At 46.3% G+C, this 19143-nt stretch carries 18 protein-coding genes, 1 tRNA gene and 1 pseudogene; 7 read left to right on the top strand and 13 right to left on the bottom strand.

The features are described from left to right. The 6 genes and pseudogenes from Q7Q81_RS05060 to Q7Q81_RS05085 form a co-directional block, all read left to right on the top strand. A pseudogene (locus Q7Q81_RS05060) lies at nucleotides 1–1350 on the top strand (hypothetical protein); the annotation flags it as partial. Continuing rightward, entirely contained in the window at nucleotides 1347–2957 is a 1611-nt protein-coding gene (locus Q7Q81_RS05065) for a hypothetical protein (protein WP_304274113.1), read from the top strand. The pseudogene Q7Q81_RS05060 and the gene Q7Q81_RS05065, both read left to right, overlap by 4 nt. Before the next feature lie 9 nt (nucleotides 2958–2966). Then, a complete protein-coding gene (locus Q7Q81_RS05070) occupies nucleotides 2967–3401 on the top strand; it encodes a hypothetical protein (protein WP_304274115.1) in 435 nt (144 codons plus the stop codon). A gap of 10 nt (nucleotides 3402–3411) precedes the next feature. Beyond that, a complete protein-coding gene (locus Q7Q81_RS05075) occupies nucleotides 3412–3921 on the top strand; it encodes a phage holin family protein (RefSeq protein ID WP_304274117.1) in 510 nt (169 codons plus the stop codon). A gap of 2 nt (nucleotides 3922–3923) precedes the next feature. Next, nucleotides 3924–4511: a GH25 family lysozyme gene (locus tag Q7Q81_RS05080; protein ID WP_304274119.1), complete on the top strand. Its 588-nt coding sequence runs from the start codon at nucleotides 3924–3926 to the stop codon at nucleotides 4509–4511. 16 nt (nucleotides 4512–4527) lie between these two features. Beyond that, nucleotides 4528–4932: a hypothetical protein gene (locus Q7Q81_RS05085; protein WP_304274122.1), complete on the top strand. Its 405-nt coding sequence runs from the start codon at nucleotides 4528–4530 to the stop codon at nucleotides 4930–4932. 304 nt (nucleotides 4933–5236) lie between these two features. Here Q7Q81_RS05085 and ptsP read toward each other — a convergent pair whose 3' ends face one another. The 9 genes from ptsP to Q7Q81_RS05130 form a co-directional block, all read right to left on the bottom strand. After that, nucleotides 5237–6856 carry a phosphoenolpyruvate--protein phosphotransferase gene (gene ptsP, locus Q7Q81_RS05090; protein ID WP_304274125.1) on the bottom strand — a complete coding sequence of 540 codons (1620 nt, stop codon included), beginning with the start codon at nucleotides 6854–6856 and terminating at the stop codon, nucleotides 5237–5239. A gap of 36 nt (nucleotides 6857–6892) precedes the next feature. After that, nucleotides 6893–7150, bottom strand: coding sequence for an HPr family phosphocarrier protein (locus Q7Q81_RS05095; protein WP_304102682.1), 258 nt, complete (start codon nucleotides 7148–7150; stop codon nucleotides 6893–6895). A gap of 87 nt (nucleotides 7151–7237) precedes the next feature. After that, on the bottom strand, nucleotides 7238–9142 hold the full coding sequence (locus Q7Q81_RS05100; protein WP_304274128.1) for a PTS fructose transporter subunit IIABC: 1905 nt from the start codon (nucleotides 9140–9142) through the stop codon (nucleotides 7238–7240). A gap of 21 nt (nucleotides 9143–9163) precedes the next feature. Beyond that, nucleotides 9164–10081: a 1-phosphofructokinase gene (gene pfkB / locus Q7Q81_RS05105; RefSeq protein ID WP_304274132.1), complete on the bottom strand. Its 918-nt coding sequence runs from the start codon at nucleotides 10079–10081 to the stop codon at nucleotides 9164–9166. Continuing rightward, nucleotides 10078–10830 (bottom strand): DeoR/GlpR family DNA-binding transcription regulator, encoded by a 753-nt coding sequence (locus tag Q7Q81_RS05110; RefSeq protein ID WP_304274134.1) that lies wholly within the window; start codon nucleotides 10828–10830, stop codon nucleotides 10078–10080. Before Q7Q81_RS05110 ends, pfkB begins: the two co-directional genes overlap by 4 nt. Nucleotides 10831–11041: 211 nt before the next feature. Then, nucleotides 11042–11569 carry a hypothetical protein gene (locus tag Q7Q81_RS05115; RefSeq protein WP_304274136.1) on the bottom strand — a complete coding sequence of 176 codons (528 nt, stop codon included), beginning with the start codon at nucleotides 11567–11569 and terminating at the stop codon, nucleotides 11042–11044. A gap of 12 nt (nucleotides 11570–11581) precedes the next feature. Further along, nucleotides 11582–12226, bottom strand: a complete 645-nt coding sequence (locus tag Q7Q81_RS05120; protein ID WP_210684837.1) for a coenzyme F420-0:L-glutamate ligase — start codon at nucleotides 12224–12226, stop codon at nucleotides 11582–11584. Nucleotides 12227–12230: 4 nt separating this feature from the next. Next, entirely contained in the window at nucleotides 12231–12656 is a 426-nt protein-coding gene (locus Q7Q81_RS05125) for an acyl-CoA thioesterase (protein WP_009146111.1), read from the bottom strand. A 95-nt stretch (nucleotides 12657–12751) separates the two neighbouring features. Then, nucleotides 12752–13879 (bottom strand): AI-2E family transporter, encoded by a 1128-nt coding sequence (locus tag Q7Q81_RS05130; RefSeq protein WP_304274137.1) that lies wholly within the window; start codon nucleotides 13877–13879, stop codon nucleotides 12752–12754. A 150-nt stretch (nucleotides 13880–14029) separates the two neighbouring features. On the opposite strand from Q7Q81_RS05130, the gene Q7Q81_RS05135 reads away from it, so the two are divergent. Beyond that, a tRNA-Arg gene (locus Q7Q81_RS05135) sits at nucleotides 14030–14104 on the top strand. A gap of 573 nt (nucleotides 14105–14677) precedes the next feature. Here Q7Q81_RS05135 and Q7Q81_RS05140 read toward each other — a convergent pair. The 4 genes from Q7Q81_RS05140 to Q7Q81_RS05155 form a co-directional block, all read right to left on the bottom strand. Continuing rightward, nucleotides 14678–15823 (bottom strand): hypothetical protein, encoded by a 1146-nt coding sequence (locus tag Q7Q81_RS05140; RefSeq protein WP_304274139.1) that lies wholly within the window; start codon nucleotides 15821–15823, stop codon nucleotides 14678–14680. 126 nt (nucleotides 15824–15949) lie between these two features. Next, complete coding sequence (locus Q7Q81_RS05145; protein WP_304274142.1) at nucleotides 15950–16306, bottom strand: molecular chaperone Hsp90; 357 nt, start codon at nucleotides 16304–16306, stop codon at nucleotides 15950–15952. A gap of 159 nt (nucleotides 16307–16465) precedes the next feature. Then, nucleotides 16466–18076 carry a gamma-glutamyltransferase family protein gene (locus Q7Q81_RS05150; protein WP_368502110.1) on the bottom strand — a complete coding sequence of 537 codons (1611 nt, stop codon included), beginning with the start codon at nucleotides 18074–18076 and terminating at the stop codon, nucleotides 16466–16468. A 294-nt stretch (nucleotides 18077–18370) separates the two neighbouring features. Beyond that, nucleotides 18371–19141 (bottom strand): ABC transporter ATP-binding protein, encoded by a 771-nt coding sequence (locus Q7Q81_RS05155; protein ID WP_304274147.1) that lies wholly within the window; start codon nucleotides 19139–19141, stop codon nucleotides 18371–18373. Nucleotides 19142–19143 lie beyond the last annotated feature (2 nt).

Consider the following 19143-nt stretch of genomic DNA (forward strand, 5'->3'; position numbering starts at 1 on the left):
ATAAGCCAGCTACAGCAGAAGGCCGATAGCATAACTACCACCGTCAGCAAGCACAGCGACAGCATAAGCCAGCTACAGCAAAACGCCGACAGCATAACCCTAACCGTCCAATCAAACAAAAACAATCAAGACAAGATCAATGAGCAAATTACGTCCAGTGTCAAACAAAACGCCGATAGCATTACGAGCATAGTTACAAAGCTTAACGGAAAAGCTGAAGATTGCTCTTATTCGGCAATTACTCAGCTAAGAGACTCCATCAATCTACGAGTAAAATCAGAAGACATCATAAATCAAATAAATTTGTCCAAAGAAGGCGTAAAGATTGACGGCAAATACATCCACATTACCGGCGAAACCGTCTTTGATAACAATATCATTTCCAAAGCCATGCTGCAGGCCAATTCTGTAAGCGCCGACAAGCTGGCGGCAGAAACGATTAGCTTAGGCGGCGCTCTAAAGGTTGTTGGCGGCGCTGTAACTCTTTCAGGAGACGGCTTAAAAGTGGCCGAAACGGATGGAAGTTATACGATGTTTGATTATAGCGGCATATCGTTTTTTGACGAATACGGCAAAAAATACGCAATGGTTAAAAAGCAGATAATAGGCACCGCGCAAGATGGGCAATATGTAAAATTTACAAACCCATGGAAATATGTTCCCAAAGTAATCTGTACTCCTATCGATCTTGCTTCCTATGTTGATGCATATGATGGCTTCAACACAGTAGTACAATGTTTTGCTTATGACATCACTAACAAAGGATTTTATGTAAGATGCAGAAGTATTTTAACGGCCGGCACAAGTGGCGGTGATATATTAATAAACAAAACTATAAATGGCGGATATATCGAAAATGAAAAGCTAGTGCCAAACAACTCTTACAATATACCTATAAAGCTACCTAAGAATATAGATATAACTATCAATATGACGGCTATGGCTTACGGCACATATGAACATGTCAAAAAATTCGATGCATATCTAAACAAGTGGATAGAATATGATATTAAAGCAAAGACAGGAATTCGTGTCAAATTATTGGTAAACAATCAACTTGTTGCAACATCACAAGATGTAGAAACAACTGAATATCAATCTAAAACAGTTGAATTATCGCTAAATGCATCGAATATACCTGATGGAGCGCTAATAACCTTATATACAGAAGTATGGCTAATAACAGGAAATAGTACCTTTGGCCCATCTTACTGCACACTAAACATAAAAACCATAACATCAAACATGGCAATCGAAACAATTGCTTCTACCGGTCGCGCGTCATTTATTGCTCTGGAAAACAGCGACGAAGGTTATACCGTCATGGATCAATCGGAGGTGACAACGTGAAAAAACAATCTTTTCAGCACGGAGAAATAAGGGACCAAGACGACAACATCCTGCAAATTGGCAGTTACGGCAAAAAAACGCCATTGACAAATGCAACCAATACAGGAATTCTTGATTATATCATGAACAATTTTGAGGTACTGTATTCTCAATCGTCTAATGGAAATGGTGGAACTGGCAGCGGTGGCGGGACCGGTGGAAATATCACCGTTGACTCTGCGTTATCATCGACCAGTACCAACCCTGTGCAAAATAAGGTGCTCTATGCAGCCTTAAACAATAAGCTGGAGAAGAATGGTACTGCAACCTATGCTGAGCGGGACAGCTCCGGTAATATCATCAGCGGCACATATGCCCGAAAAACGGACCTCAACAGCTATGTGAAGTCAATCAATAATATGAAGCCTGACAGTGCCGGCAACGTCAACATCAGTAGCAGTGGTGGCGGATCTAACATTACTGTTGATGCTACATTATCCGGTACATCAAACAACGCTATTGCTAATAAAGCTGTTTACGCTGCATTGAATAATAAGCTGGATAAGACAGGGACGGCAGCAGCTGCTACAAAAGCTACGCAGGACAGTTACGGAAATGTAATTGTTAATACTTATGCCCGCAAGTCGGACCTCAGCGGCTATGTTAAAACAATTAATAACCAAGAGCCTGATACCAACGGTAATATCAATATCAGCACCGGTGGCGGCGGGACCGGCACAAATATTACTGTCGATACCACATTATCAAGTACATCAAATAACCCGATTGCTAACAAGGCTGTTTACGCTGCACTAAATAATAAGCTGGAGAAGACAGGTACGGCTGCCTATGCGACAAGAGACAGCTCTGGCAATGTGATAATCAACACTTATGCTACTAAAAGCGAGCTGAGCGGTTGCGTAAAAAGTATCAACAATTTAACTCCGGACAGCTCCGGTAACGTCAACATCAGCACCAGCGGTGGCTCAAACGTCACTGTAGATACTACGTTGTCCGCTACATCCAATAATGCTATTGCGAATAAGGCTGTCCATTCTGCTCTGAGTGGCAAATTGGATAAGACAGGCACAGCAGAATATGCCAGAAAAGACGCAGCAGGTAATGTTATTACAGATACTTACGCTAAGAAAACTGATATTAGCGAAGTGGTTAAGAGCGTAAATGGCACAAAACCTGACAGTAATGGTAATGTAAATATCACTACTTCCGGTGGCGGTGTAAGCACGTCTACGCAGAACACATGGACAGCTCAGCAAAACTTTCAACGCTTAAAATTTGACTTTGAAAAGTATGTAACACCACGTAGCAGCGGAGCTTATGATTCACCTTCTAAAACAATGGCATGCTATAATGCAACAGGTGCATTTACTTTGAGTATGTCGAGCTTGATAGCAGCCTTGGATGCAGGAGAATCTACGCTGTTTACTGCTTATATTACTTCTTCCGCTTCTTACTCTTTAAGCATCACTGATGCTGGCACGTTGAAATATGTGGGCAGTGCTTCTGATTTGGCGATAACAGCTAGCGGGTTACTGTTAAATATTTTAATTATGAAAGAGTCAAGCGGTACTATTACTAGCATTGCACAGGCTACTAAATTAGCATGAGGTGATTGAATGAGCATTAATCGTATCTTAATGAAACCTCAAAGTAGTGATGTAGGTAACGCCCTTATAATGACAATGGGACAAGCAGGCTATCAATATGGCTATTCTCGTTACAACGCAACCATAGGCGAGGTCGAAGGCAGCGTGCAGCATGAAGGCAAAGCTGTTACTCTTGTGATGCTATGCTATTATAGTGGCTACTTAGATTTTGCATTTAATATTGAGGGGGTTAGTGGCGGAAAATATAATGTTACTGTTAAAGTAACATCGGTGGAAACAAACACAAGTGTCACTATTCAATTCCCAAACATTCAGTATCAAAGTTATGTGCCCGGTTTTTATGAATATACCCAAGATATAACTTCTGATGCTGTGCGTATGTTTTCGAAAGCCAACGTCGGTAAACAATTCAAAGTTGAATTAATCTTTATTTCTATAAATTAGGAGGGTATTTATGAACTACCGACTCTTTACTGACTCAGCACTAGCTGCAGCACAAACTCTTTATTATGGCTGGAGCTATAAGGTAACATTAGCAGCAATCTTAGCTCTATTGTTACACAAACATGCTATTCTTTTTTACGCATTCAGCGTTCTTGTGTTTTTGGACTGTTTAACTAAGTGGATTGCTATCGCCCATGACTATCTCATAAGCCAAGGACAAAATCCTACTGTGCTGCAATCGCTTATCGGTATAAAAGTAGCTCGCAGCAAAGGATTGATTTCCTCCGAAGTAATGAAGCACAGATTTTTAGGTAAAATTTGCGTCTATCTTTTGTGCGTCATGGCAGCTGCCAGTGCAGATCTGATTATGGTTGAGCTGTATAAACCAACATGGGCAGTAGGAACCATTATTGGTTACTTAACGGCAACGGAATTACTAAGTATAGTAGAAAACCTCAACGCTGCTGGCGTTGAGGCTGTACAAGGATTAGTTGATGTTATCAAAAAAAAGAAGGTATAAATATGCTAAGAGGAATTGACGTATCGGAAAATAACGGTCGTGTAAATTGGCAGGAAGTAGCTCACAGCGGTGTACAATTCGCTATTATCCGTATCGGTTATGGTAACGGACATCTTGATAGAGAATTATACAGAAATGTTAACAATGCTCTGCTGCACGGCCTCAAAATCGGCGTATACTTTTACAGCTACGCTCTCAACACCAGAAGCGCTCGTAAGGAAGCTGAATTTGTTATCCAAACATTGATTGACTGCGGCTTGACTCCGGAAAAGCTCCACATGGGCGTTTGGTATGATATGGAGGACGCAGATGGCTATAAGCAACGCCACGGAATGCCGAGCACGGCAGAGCTGACAGCTATGTGCTCTGCCTTCGTCTCAGCTCTTAACGCGGCAGGCTACAGCTGCGGCATCTACGCATCTCTTGACTGGCTGGAAAATAAAATCGCCACGAAACAATTGGCCGACTACGTGCCATATTGGTGCGCGCAATGGGGTGGCAGCTGCGATTGGCCTAACGCTAAGATGTGGCAATACACTGACCGCTTTTTAATCAACGGTTGTGAGTTTGACGGAAATTATTGCTTCTGATTGGAGGAATCCATGAATGACAATCAAAACAAAAGGCTTGCTTGTATGGTTATTTTTTTGGTGCTGTTTTTCGGCGCCCTACTCTGGATATGCAGAAGCCGTCCCCCAGAAGATGTACCAGATCAGCGAGACCGAGCTAACACAATTAGAGCTGAACTTGGCGACGCTCAAAAATCACAACAAGACCTACAACGAGGAATTGAAAAAGCAGCAGATGAAGTTAAATCTGCTGCACAAAGAGCTGGAGACCTGGCAAGCCAAATCGAAGACGACGGAGCTATTATTGAAGAATGCGAATGCATCCTTCGAACTGTACGCCAAAGAGGAAAAAAGTAAAATTGAAAAAGCCAAACGGCAAAGAAATTTATATATATTTCTCTCTACCTGTCTGGCTTATTCTCTCGTTAAACAATTAAATTGATTCTTTCTTGTTTTTCTTTTTATAAAACGCAAAAATCGCATCAAAATGCGTTGCATATATTTTGAACTTAATGTTCGCAGGAACTCTTGATAGGTTCACCATTTTGAAACTTACATCGCAAGAAATTGCGGTGTTTTTTGTTTTTCTGATTAAAATAATCTTTTCTAAAAAAAAGAACCGGCCATAAAACCGGTTCTGCACAAAAGAATATAAAGCATTGACGCCGAAAGCTGCCCCTGATACTGCTCACGCATTGTCAGGGGTATTTTCATGCGTTATATATAAATTTGAGTATAAGTAAAAATTACAGGCTGCGGATTTTTTTGCGCAGCGGCAGAATGCTTGCCGGGCTTACGGAAAGCTCATCCATGCCCATGCGTACAAATTCCTTCGTCAGGCTCAAATCAGCGCCCAGCTCGCCACAGACGCCGCACCAGATGCCTGCTGCATGCGCTCCCTGCACCGTCATCTCAATCAGGCGCAAAATTGCGGGATGGTGTGCATCAAAGAACGGCTCTAACCGCTGGTTCTGGCGGTCGATTGCCAAGGTATACTGACTTAAATCGTTCGTACCGATGCTGAAGAAATCAACCTCTTTCGCCAGCTCTGCACTAATTAGCGCTGCCGCCGGCGTCTCAATCATAATGCCGACTTCCATCTTCGAGTCAAAGGGTACGCCTGCATGTTTCAGCTCCGCCTGCACCTCGCGCAGAATTTTGCGCGCCTTGCGCACCTCTTCTACGCTGATAATCATCGGGAACATCACTGCCGGCTTGCCATAAGCGGAAGCGCGGCAGATAGCACGCAGCTGCGTAGCAAACAGCTCCGGTCTTTCCAGGCAGATACGGATTGCGCGATAACCCAGCGCCGGATTTTCCTCCTGCGGCAGTTCAAAATAATCAGCCTGCTTATCGGCACCGATATCAAGCGTACGGATAATAACACGCTTGCCGGCCATTGCTTCCGCTGCCAGCTTATACTTTTCAAACTGCTGCTCCTCCGTCGGATAATCCTTGCTTTCCAGGTAAATGAATTCGCTGCGGAAAAGGCCAATGCCCTCTGCATCGTTCGCCAGCACGCTGGCTAAATCGCCCGTGCCGCCGATGTTGGCATATACATGCACCTGCTGGCCGCCGCCGGTGATGCTCTTTTTACCCTTGAGCTCCTCCAGCAGCTTTTTATGCTGTGCATCCTGCTCCATCTTCGCCTTGATGCGCTCCAGCGTAGCTGCATCAGGATCAACGAAAACCTCACCGGTATAGCCGTCAACCGCTACCAGCTTGCCGTCATATTCCTCACCGATGTTGCTGCCTGTGTTGACAACCGCAGGAATGCCAATCGTGCGCGCCAGAATTGCCGTATGGGAATTTACACTGCCTGCTGCCGTCACAAAGCCCTGCACACGCGATTTATCAAGCTGCACGGTTTCGCTGGGTGCCAGGTCATCCGCTGCCAGAATGTAACTGCCGCTGCCGCTTTCCCAACTGCTGCCTGCATCACCCAGGCAGCCAAGCACCTTGTTGGAAATATCCTTGACGTCGGCAGCACGCGCACGCATATAATCATCTTCCATCGAAGAAAAAATTTCTGCAAAATTAGCTGCGGTAGTCTGCACTGCATATTCCGCATTAACCTGCTGTGTGCGGATAATGCCTTCAACGGACTCAATATAATCAAGATCCTCCAGCATCATCTGATGGATTTCAAAAATAGCGGCATTATCCTTGCCTACATCTGCAACAGCCTTTTCATAAAGCTCTGCCAGCTTATCTATAGCATCCTGACGCGCTGTCTGAAAGCGTGCAACCTCAGCCTCGGCATTCTGCACCTTACAGCGTTTAACTGCTGCTGTATTACGGCGCAGTACAGCTAAGGTTCCCAGCGTTACGCCGCCGCAAACGCCCTTACCCTTTAATGAAAGCATCTTATCACCTCGCGAAAAATCACTCTTACTGCGAACTTACAGGTTAGCTTGGAAGAAAGCCTCTAAAGCTGCTGCCGCTGCATCCTCATCAGCACCGTCGCAGGTAACAGTAATCTCTTCGCCCTTTTTTACGCCCAGGGCCATAACACCGAAGATACGCTTCAAATCACCTTTTTTAGCACCCTTGGCAATGGTGGTACTGCTGGCAAATTTTGCAGCCTCCTTCACGAGCAGTCCTGCCGGACGTGCATGGATACCTGCTTCATCAGTAATAACATAAGTAAATTGTTTCATTTTTATTTCCTCCGTTTCGCTAATAACAATATTCTGCCGCTAAATCCTTAAAATCCTATTTTTGTTTTTATCTTTTTTCTCTCTATATTATTCGTTCACGTTCTTTTTAACAAACCCCATAAGCACAGCTGCCAGCACACTGCCTGCTGCCAGAGCTGCAAAATACATCGGCCAGTTCTGCACTACGCCGAAAACAAATACACCGCCATGCGGTGCCGGAACGCTACAGCCAAAGGCCATGGACAAAGCACCGGCTACACCGCTGCCCAAAGCGCAGGTCGGAATTACACGCAACGGGTCACTTGCTGCAAAGGGAATAGCGCCTTCGGTAATAAAAGACAGGCCCATGATAAAGTTGGTCACACCGGACTGACGCTCCTTAGAAGTAAATTTACTCTTAAACAGCATAGTACACAGTGCAATCGCCAGCGGCGGTACCATACCACCAATCATAACAGAAGCCATAATCTCACTGCTTACAGCGCTGCCGTCAGCAGCTGCCAAGGAAGCAGTACCGAATACATAAGCTGCCTTGTTCAGAGGACCGCCGAAATCGATGGACATCATAGCTCCCAATACAAAGCCCATCAGTACCTTACTGGTTGTGCTCATGCTTGCCAGCGCACCTGCCAGCCATTGGTTGAAGGCTGCAGTCGGCGGGTTGATAACGTAGGTCATCAAGATGCCCATAAGCAGCAGGCCGATAACAGGGTACAGCAGAATCGGCTTCAGGCCTTCCAGACTGTCGGGCAGTACGCTAAATACCTTACGCAATGCCAAAATCAGATAACCGCCGATAAAGCCTGCAAACAGCGCGCCGAAGAAGCCGCTGCCGCCGGAGGCTGCCAAAAAGCCGCCCACGATACCAAGCATCAGTGCCGGACGTTCGCCAATACTCATTGCGATATAGCCTGCCAGAATCGGCATCATCATGCTGAATGCCAGACCGCCGATATTCTTGAAGAAGGCTGCCAGCGGCGTACCGCTGCCAAACTTAGCCGTGCCGGCAAATTCCATATCGAACAGGAAAGCCAGTGCGATAAGAATACCACCGCCGATTACAAACGGCAGCATATGCGAAACGCCATTCATCAGATGCTTATAAATTTGTCTCCCCAGACTTTCCTCAGCATCTGCCACGTCACTAGTCGTCTCGCTGCCGCCCTTGCCTGCGTAAGCAGGAACATTACCGCTTAGAATCTCCTCGATAAGCTCCTTCGGCTTGTTGATACCGTCAGCAACCTTGACGAAGATAACAGGCTTGCCGGCAAAGCGCTCCACAGGCACGTTCTTGTCAGCAGCCACGATAATGCCTTCGGCTTCTTCTATCTCTGCTGCCGTCAGCTTATTTTTTACGCCGCCGCTGCCATTGGTTTCAACCTTCATTGCAACGCCCATCTTACCGGCCATCTCCTGCAAAGCCTCTGCTGCCATATAGGTATGTGCAATACCTGTCGGGCAGGCAGTAACAGCCAGCACCTTGCGCTGCTGCGCAGGCTCTGCTGCCGGTGCTTCTGCTTCCTCGTCTTCAAATTTTTCGTTTTCGTATTTTTCGATAACTGCCAAAAAGTCCTTGGCGCTACCGGCATTCAGCAGCTCGCTGCGGAAATCATCGTTCATCAGCAGCATGCTCAGATGGCTCAGCACATCAAGATGCACATTATCCTTCGTATCAGGTGCAGCAATCAGGAAGAACAGCTTCGCAGGCTCGCCGTCCAGACTGTCGAAGTCAACGCCGTCCTTTACCAGCATAGCTGCCAGTCCCGGTGCCTTTACAGCACTTGTCTTGGCATGCGGAATGGCAATGCCTTCACCGATACCCGTGCTGCCCTCCTCTTCACGACGCAACACGCAGGCTCTGTATTCGTCCTTATCAAGCAGATTACCGCCGCTCTCCATCAGCGTAATCAAATGCTCCAGCGCTGCTGCCTTATCCTTAGGCTGCGCTTTAAGATCAATGCTTTCTACCTTCAGCAAATCAACTATTTTCATCTTATTTTTGCCCCTTCTTTTTTATTTATTAGTCACGCCCTGTAAAATAATTTTATCAATATCATCACTTGTTGCCAGCCAATCCTTAAACGCGCTTGCGCTGCCTGCGGCTACGCCCAGGCGCAGCGCCTCCTCATAATCCTGCGTTTTAAGATAGCCAGCCAAAAAGCCGGCCACCATACTGTCACCAGCACCAACAGAGTTTACCAGTTTACCCTTCGGTGAAGCCATCATATGCTGCCTGCCATTTTCGTCCAACAGTACAGCTCCGTCCGCTCCACGCGAAACCAGCACATTACGTGCTCCCTGCTGCTGCAGCTTCAGTACAGCAGCAAGAATATCCTCCTCATTCAGCAACGGTCCCCGGCCAAAGAACTCTCCTAATTCCTCATGGTTTGGTTTGATTAAAAACGGCTTATATTTCAGCACCTTGAGCAGCAAATCACCAGTAGCATCTACCACAACCCGTGTGCAAGCAGGCTGCAGCAGCTCCAGAATCTGCTCATAAATATCATCCGGCAGCGAAGCAGGTATGCTTCCTGCCAGCACTAAAATATCATCCTGCGTCAGTCCCTGCAGCTTAGCAAAAAGCTTTTGCAGCTCTTCCTTGCTCAGCTGCGGTCCCTGACCGTTCAGCGCCGTTTCCGAGTCCGAAATAATCTTCGTATTAATCCGCGAGTAGCCTGCAGCAGCCCGAATAAAATCGCAGCGGCAGCCTGCCTCCTGCAGCAGGCGTTCTATTTCTGTACCGCTAAAGCCGGCTGTAAAGCCCAAGGCTACCGATTGCAGCCCCAGATTTTGCAGCACCAGCGAAACATTGATTCCTTTACCACCCGGATATATATTTTCTACTTGGGTGCGATTAATCTCGCCTACTGCAAAATTATCAACCTTAACCACATAATCCAAGGAAGGGTTAAAGGTCACAGTGTAAATCAAAGCACAATCACCTCCGTATGCTGCTTATAGGAGTTAACATTCAGAGCCTCCTGCGCAGCCGTAATAATCACGCCCTTAGACAACGGGGCGAAGGACACGCTCGACAGTGCCTCGAACTTGCTGGCATCCGCCAGCACATAGCATTTATGGCAATGCTCCATTGCCACACGCTTATTCATGGCCTCCTCGATATCAGGAGTTGTGAAGCCCTCTTCCACAGTAATGCCGTTCGTTCCGAAAAAGCCCTTGCTGAAATTGTAATGCTGCAGGGAAGCAACCGCCTCCGTGCCGATTACCGCATCAGTTGTTGCCTTCACGCGCCCTGCTATAAGCAGTGTTTTCAGGCCGCGCTGCGCCAGCTTCTGCGCCAACGTAATACCATTCGTCACGTAAACAGCATCCTTTTCCGTCAGGTAGGTTGCCAGCTGCTCGGTTGTCGAGCCTGCATCAAGAAAAATAAAATCGTTGGGACGCACCAGCGTTGCCGCATACGCAGCAATCGTGCGCTTGTCTTCAATATTACGACTGTATTTTTCCTGCATGTTGCGCTCCTGCACAGGCTCCGCCTCGCGCACAGCAGTCGCACCGCCATGCACCTTGCGTACCTTGCCCAAGCTGTCCAGCTGTACCAAATCTCGGCGGATAGTGGACTCCGAGGTTTCCAGAAGCCTTGCCAGCTCCGGTACGGTCGCCGCACCGTCACGCTTGACAATGCGGATGATTTCTTCAAATCTTTCTTGCGTTAACATGAGCATCTCTCCTCTTGCAGATATTATATAACCATTTTCACGCAAAATCAATCATTTTTGAGCAAAAACTGCATTTTTTTGAATTTTTTTTGCAAATTATCTCTCATAACTTTCAAGGCAAAGAAAAATGGATGCCTCTCCCACAGCAGAGAAGCATCCATAATAAAGTATCATTTATATAGTTTTAAAGACAACACATAAAAGTATCAGCTTATTTGACCAAAGCACGCATTTCATCCGCAGTCAGAGTAAAGTATTCCTTTACAGTGTAAAGCTCACGGCGACCGCGGCAATCAGCAAACAAAGCAACATCAACATCAGGAATATTTTCCATTGCTTCCTCTAAGCTCTTGCCGTTTTTGGCATAAGCCTCAAAGCGCAGGACAAATTTTTCGCCGGTGCCAGCAGGAACCAGCATTGCTTCAAAATAATCGTCATCACGCAGGTAACCTTCGCGGTTAACCTTGCCACGCAGCAGCACGTCGCCATACTGCTCCTGCGGCAGATAAATACGCATATAAGCATCCAGAATCGTACCCTCCTGCTTGCCTACGTTATCAAAAGGTACCTCTAAGGAAAAATCAATTCTATCGGCATATACCTTATCCAAAACAGCCTTGGTGCGCTGCTTTACCAGCAGACGCATTACAGCATCACCCTGAATAGAAATATATACACCTACAATTATAACGCCTAAAATCAACAGTCCTACAAGGACTCCCACAATCGTCATCAGCATCTTGCTTCCCCCTTACGCCTTATGATAATCCTTGATAATGCAGATTGGTGTTTTTTCACTGCCGTTGCCAAAAGGATTATCAATGAGGATTTCCGCAACCTTATCCGGATCAACGCCCTTAGACCAGCCAAGCACTGCAGAGCGCTTCAAATCGTTAACGTCGGCAATGGCAGCGCCATAGCAGCCACAAGCCTTGGTAATAGCTTCGGCAACCTTTTCCGGTTCTGCCGGACCGTAAACAATATGCTTGTCATACGGAGGCATTGTGCCGGTAACATCGTCAATCAGGCGAGCCTGTTTACCTGCCATGCGGTAGAAAGTGCCGCTAACGCCTACGCATTTAGCCGCAAAGCCGCAGATTACTGCCCACAGAACACGCGCACCGCCTTCTGCGTCAATCAGGGATTGCATACTGTACCAGCTGCTGATACTGCCCTTAGCAGGGAACAGATGCGACAGCACCTTAGCCAGCGGTCCCGGATGGAACTCCTCGCAGCGCATTGCTCTGCCTTGGGTAATAGCAACTACGCTTTCGGCAGTGCAGACAACATCATTGGGGCCGATTTTATCCTTGGCATATTCCAGAATAGCATCACAGATATCATCGTGATGAGTCAAAATTCTTGTCGGCACAGGAACAATCTTATATTTTTCCATACTCTCACATCTCCTCCGCAGCCTTATCCGCTGCATATACCTTCTGAATTTTATCATACCATTCAGGCTTCAGACGAACAATGTGGCCTTCGTTATCGGTAAATACATTGCGCGTATGACCTTCTACCGCTACAGCGCCGTCGCGCAGGCGGATAACAGTATAATCAAATTCCATTTTTGCTTTATTAAAGGCACTCATTTTTACCTGTACTTCAAAATCATCATCAAAGGTACAGGAATTTTTATACTTGGCGCGTACCTCGGTAATCGGGAAAATAACGCCGTCAGCCATCAGCTCGCCCAGGGAAATACCGCAAGCACGCAGATATGCTACACGTCCCATTTCAAACCAGCGCAGATAATTGGCATGATGCACAACACCCATCATATCAGTTTCAACAAAACGCACCTTATCTCGTATTGTAATCATAAAATCTCCTTTGCATCTTCAAGGCTGCCTGCATATAACAGGCTTACAATCAATTTATTATTATAGCACTTTTAACGCCAAGTGCCTAACAAATCTTATAAATTAGATAAATTTTTCTCTGCCAGCAGGCGCTTAACCTTTTCAGCCAGCAAAGCATAAATTACGGAAAACAGCGGTACGCAGACAATCATACCGGCAACACCGCCAAGGCTTGCTCCAATCGTCACCGCTGCCAACACCCACAGCTCCGAAAGACCTACAGCCTTACCCACAATCTTAGGATAAAGCAAATCAGCTTCGATGCGCTGCAGCACAATGTATAATATGATAAAATACCAGATTTTTTCCGGCGCGGCCACCAGTATTAAAAAGCAGCCGATAAGAGCACTGATTAAGGTACCGAGAATCGGTATCAGGCTCAGCACAGCCACCAGCAGCGAAATGACCGTCGCATATGGGAAGCCGCAAAGCGTCATACCGACGAAATACATCACGCCCAAAAGCAGCGCCACTACCAGCTGTCCGCCCACAAAACCGCGGAAAATCTGCTCTGATGTCTGCAATACATGCAGAATATAAGCAGCGCGCTCCTTCGAGCAAAAGGCAAAAATTACGCATTTAAAGTTGCGCGCAAGACGATGCTTTTCCAGCAGACAATAGATTGCTACGACAAAACCGATAACACAGCTTGCAAGCACCTCCAGAACGGAGGCCGTTGCCAAAAACGTCTGCTCCAGCAAAAGACGCTTGTTGTTCTGCAGATAATTAAGCATCGTCTGATAAACTTCCTTAGCCTGCGCCTGTACAACAGCCAGCTCGTCTGCCGAGAAGGAAAGCTCCTGCGCCTTCTGCTGCAGATAAATATTCAGCTTAGCCAACGCCGGCGGCAGCATCTTGACGAGCATTTTCATGCTAGCATGCAGCTCGGGCACAATCGTCAGCACAAAGAAGGCCAAAAAGCCGATAATGATTGCAAGGCTCAAAAGCAAACATACTGGACGCTCGAAACGCGATACCACGCTCTGCTTAAAAATTCTGCGCCAATATTGCTCCAGCTTCTTCATCAGCACGTTGACGATAAAAGCCATACAACCGCCAATGACAAACGGCAACAAAACATCATATATACCAGCCAGCAGTTTTAGGCTAACATTGTAATTCCACATCGCCCAGATAAGCACAATTGCAAAGGCCAGCAGACAATAAGGATTTCTTTCTTTCATAAGCAACCTCTATTCAAAGCGCATGTCCAAGGTAATACATGCTCATTAAATTAATAATATTATTGTAACATATACGCGCGCACAAGACAAAAAAGAAGGCTTTTCTTTGCATAAGTTTCACATCTGTGGTATAATTCCATTGTAGTTTTTGCGCCTGTAGCTCAGTGGATAGAGCAATGGTCTCCGGAACCGTGTGCGGAGGTTCGATTCCTCTCAGGCGCACCAAAAAGAAAAGTACCCTTTCCATTTGTTTGGGAAGGGATTTTTTATTCACTAATATTATCGACCGGTTTTATATTCCTCTATATTCACTTTTCTGCAAACGTATGTTAAAATTAATTAGTGCTACCACAGCGGTAGGCTGTTGCTCTCCTCGGGGGGGCTTTGCGGCTCTCCTATTGCAAGAATCCATATCCTTATGGAAATCTACAAGAAAGAGGGTGGCGCCGATGAATATTCTTGAAGTCCTCGCTTTATTAGGCTTCGGTTTGGCTTGTGTCAAATTTGGCTATGAACTCGGTAAAAACGCAAAAAAATAACCGCCCAGTCTGCAAACTTGCGGTTATTTTTTAACTACATGATTTAAAGGCAACCGTCTATCGGTAGCACTTTTTCTATGTTCATTATACTATATCCAACAACTAAAGACAAGTAGTTAGTAACTTTGGAAATCGTTACAAAACAAGCAGGCTATTTCTCTGGAACCGTGTGCGGAGGTTTGATTCTTCTCGGACGCTCCAAAAAGAAAAGTACCGCTAAGGCTTTCTGAAGGCTTTAGCGGTTTTTTGATGCTCACTTTCAGTTTAGCTTACTCAAATAATTTTTCAGGCCACGCGCACGGTTACCAACTGCTTCGCTGATACGTGTAACGCGCTCTTTATCCAAATACGGACTTGTCGACAAGGTATTCCATACTATCTCAGCGCAAGCATCAATTCCATTGATATCAATAAGGCACTCTTTAACTAAGGCAAGCTGCTTTTTCTGCATATCTTTAAATGGCATAGCAGGTAATTCTGTTCCTATTTCGCTATTTAATGATTCGCACCACAGGCTTGTACCATTATCAAACAACGGTGCAGGACCTATGAACTTCAAAGAATTAACATCACGGATAAAACCGAAATTGCCATAATGCCTGTCGCTATTCTCAATCAGATAATCCAGGCACAGCATCTGCTGTAAATAGCCTGCCACATCAGGAATTTGCAACTGCTCGCAGCATCTGAGGAAGTGACCGTAAACAGAATCGTTATTCGACTTGGGAAGAATATCCTTAACAAAATAAGCAGGAACAAATTCTGTTTCCGTAGTAATAAAATTAGGACACAGGCACAGCGGACGATTATCCTCTATAATTAGCTCATAGGGAACATGCTTAATCGTCAGAGCCTCCGCTATATTAGCGGCAGCAATTTCATTATACGGCTGCTGCAACAGCGGTACCGAGCCTGCTTTGGCAAGATACGTGATGCCGTTGATTTTCACCCACTTTTTCTTTAACCAGCCATTGCTTGAAGCATCCGGCGTGAACGGATTTATTGCAGGCCTGGAGGACTCCTTTTGGAAAAATGCTTCACCTAACTCCTTGGAAAAATCGTTAGTGAAAAAGTTAATATCCTGCCATGTAAGCTCACTGCCGACAGGCTTCAGCCAATATTGATCAGACAGGCTCAACCCCAAGCTGCGCTTACTTAAAACCGCTGGAGATTCGACATCATACAAATGCAGGATATAGCGCAATCCGTCGCGACTTGCAGGAATAATACGGCTACGCCACCACTGATTTAATTTGTCTGCGAGCTTATTAAAATCATCAGTAAAAATACCTACAGGAAAGGCTTCTGGATTGTATATCTGCAGGACTTCGGTTATATAGCCTGCAGCGGACATCGTTGTCTTAACCAAAGGAATATTTTTATTCATAATTATATACTTATCCATGCTTTTCCCTCCTTCAGTATTTTTTATATTATACCGCAAGCAGCATTTTTTTGAAAGAAAATTATAACCGCCCGCATCTCACCTTCACCTGAGATACGAGCGGTTAATGTTATTTTTGAAGATTAATTAAAGCAGCTCTGCCTTTTTATCCAGAATTGCTTTGCAGGCAGCGCAGGCCGGGCAGTCGCAATACTCCGCACCGGCAGCCTTGATTTCCTTAGCATGTGCCAGAATATTTTTAGCCAGCTCAGCGCCGAAAACGCCAACGCCTGCTTCGGAACCGGCAAAAGCAATCAGCCCGTCTATCGGCATGATATCTGCTTCCAGCTCTGCAATATAAGCCTTGGTTGCTTCTGCTTCTTCCGCAGTACCAACAGCAGCCAGCCATTTTTCCGCAGCAGTCTTTGCTTCGGCGCTGCAGCTCGGAGCAGCAATTAAAGCTTCAGTTTGTTCTTTTACATAATTCAAAGTTTCTTGTGTCATAATCTGTTAACCTCCTCGTGATGCGTTGCGCATCATCTGTACATATCATAGTACCAAATGGCAGTCCTGTAAAGTACGCACTTTCACGTGCGCTAGTTACCGCAAGGTTACTATTGTAGTATGCTGAGAATATTCTATTAATACACCAAACTTATAAAATTACCAGGCAGCCACAGTTCCGTCAGCCCGCGGTTCCGTTGCTCCCGCCAGTACGCCGTCAGGGCAGCGCCAGATGATTTCGCCCCTGCCAAAGCTGGTGTAATCGCTCATAACGCGCACATCATGCCCCTGCTTGCGCAGCTGTTCCACTACCTCCGGTGCAAAGCGATCCTCCAGCCACACCTCGCGCCCATCAATCCACTGCCAACGCGGTGCGTCCAGCGCAGCCTGCGGATTCAGCAGGAAGTCAATCGTATTCATCAACACCTGAACATGACCTTGCGGCTGCATATAGGCACCCATAACACCAAACGGACCAACAGCTTCGCCGTCCTTAGTTAAAAAGCCGGGGATAATTGTATGATAAGGCTTCTTACGCGGCAGCAGGAAACCATCCGAAGATTCGTCCAAGCTAAAGCCTGCGCCTCTGTCATTAAAGTTGATGCCATAACCAGGCAGCACAACGCCACTGCCAAAGTCTTTGTAGTTGCTTTGAATAAAGGATACCATATTTCCTTCATTATCTGCAGTACACAGATAAACAGTACCTCCGCAGAACGGTTTGCCTGCTTCCGGCAGCAAGGCCTGCTCGCCAATCAGCGCACGGCGTTTGGCTGCATATTCCTCGCTCAGCATAGCTTCCACCTTAGTGCGCATATAGCGCGGGTCAGCAATATACTGCATGCCATCGGCAAAGGCCAGCTTCATAGCTTCTATCTGCTTATGCAGTGTTGCTACGCTGTCACGTCCGTCGAATTCAAAGCCCTTCAATATATTCAAAGCCATCAGCGCCGTAATTCCATGACCGTTTGGTGGCATCTCCCACACATCATAGCCACGATAATTAATATGCACAGGTTCAACAAATTCCGCATGATAATCAGCCAAATCCGCCAACGTCAGGCAACCGCCGGTCTTTTCGCTGAAATCGACTATTTTTTCGGCAAGCTCACCGCGATAATAGCTTTCGCAGTAGCTTTCCGCCAACAGGCGCAGTGTTTTGGCATGGTCCGGAAGACGTACCAGCTCGCCTGTACGCGGTGCCACGCCTTTGGGCGCAAATGTTGCAAACCAGGGCGCAACAGCAGGATTATCCTTATACGGCGTCAGTGCCTCAATGCCCTCCTGCCAAAAGCGTGCCACTATCGGTGAAACAGGATAGCCGTTTTCCGCATAATCAATAGCAGGGGCAAATAATTTCGCAAATGGCAGACGACCGAAGCGTTTGTGCAGCTCCGCCCAAGCTGAAGGTGCTCCCGGAACAGTCACAGCCTGCCAGCCTCTGAAGGGCATTTTATCAGTATGTCCTGCAGCGCGCACTGCCTCCGCCGTCAGGTTCTGCGGCGCATAACCGCTGCCGTTGATACCATAAAGCTTATCCTTTACCCAGACAATCGCAAAGCAGTCACTGCCAAGACCGTTATTCGTAGGCTCCACTACGGTCTGACAAATTGCTGTCGCGATGGCTGCATCTACAGCGTTGCCACCCTGCTGCAAAATCTGCAGGCCCGCCTGCGAGGCCAATGGCTGCGAGGTGCAGACCATACCGCGTCTGCCATAAACTACGCGACGGCGCGAAGCGTAAGGATATTGTTGTCCGTCGAATTGCATTTGCATAATTATCACTCCATATATGATGATTAGTTTATCATGTTATCATAGCCTGCTTAAAACAAAATATCTAAAATATTATTTCTTTCCATATGTAATAAGCAAACAAAAAACATATTTAGGCAGTCGCAGTTTTGGCGTACTTCCTTTTTAATCATATTATAAGCCTTATTATGCATTAAAACAAGCTACCGGAAAACTATCATTTATGCTTCAGACAATCAGATAATAAATATATTTTTTAGTACGTCGAGGAGCGGTGAAGCCGCAGATGGCGCCTTATCCGCCGCCGTCCTACTGCCAGTGCTGAGGCAGATAAACTATATTGATTCTGCCAGAGGCATCCTCATCCACTCTGCAGCGCACCTCATACATATCATAGATAAACTTTTCCGTCAGCAGCTCTCGCGGCGTTCCCATACCTACAATCTGTCCGTTTTTAATTGCTACCAGACGGTCGCAGTACATTGCTGCAATATTTAAATCATGTACCGCTGCTACAACAGTCAGATCAAGTGATTTGACTATATCCATAATCTGTAGCTGGTACTTTATATCCAGATGGTTCGTCGGCTCATCCAGCACCAGACATTCCGTCTGCTGCGTCAGTGCCCGCGCCAAAATTACACGCTGCTGCTCGCCGCCGCTCAAGGTAGCAAAGCTGCGTTCTTCGAAGTCCGCCAGACCTACAGTCGCCAGCGCTTCGCGCGCAATCTGATAATCCTTAAGATTGTCGCGCTCCAGCATTTTCTTATGCGGTGAACGGCCCATCAGCACAACCTCCAGCACCGAAAAATCAAAGCTGTAAACATTATGCTGTGCTACTACTGCCAGCTGCAGAGCTGATTCACGGTAAGAAAGCTCGTCCAACGGCGTACCGTTGAGCATAATTTTTCCTCCCGTCGGCTTCTGCACACGGTAAACGCATTTTAAAAATGTACTCTTACCGCTGCCGTTAGGACCGATAATGCCTACAAATTCCTTATTATGCAGGCTGAAATCTATTCCCTTAAGAATTTCCTTTGGTCCGAAGGCCATTTTTACTGCTTCTGCTAAAATCTCCATTA

Source organism: Phascolarctobacterium succinatutens (genome assembly GCF_958453765.1).
Classification (GTDB): Bacteria; Bacillota; Negativicutes; order Acidaminococcales; family Acidaminococcaceae; genus Phascolarctobacterium_A; species Phascolarctobacterium_A succinatutens_B.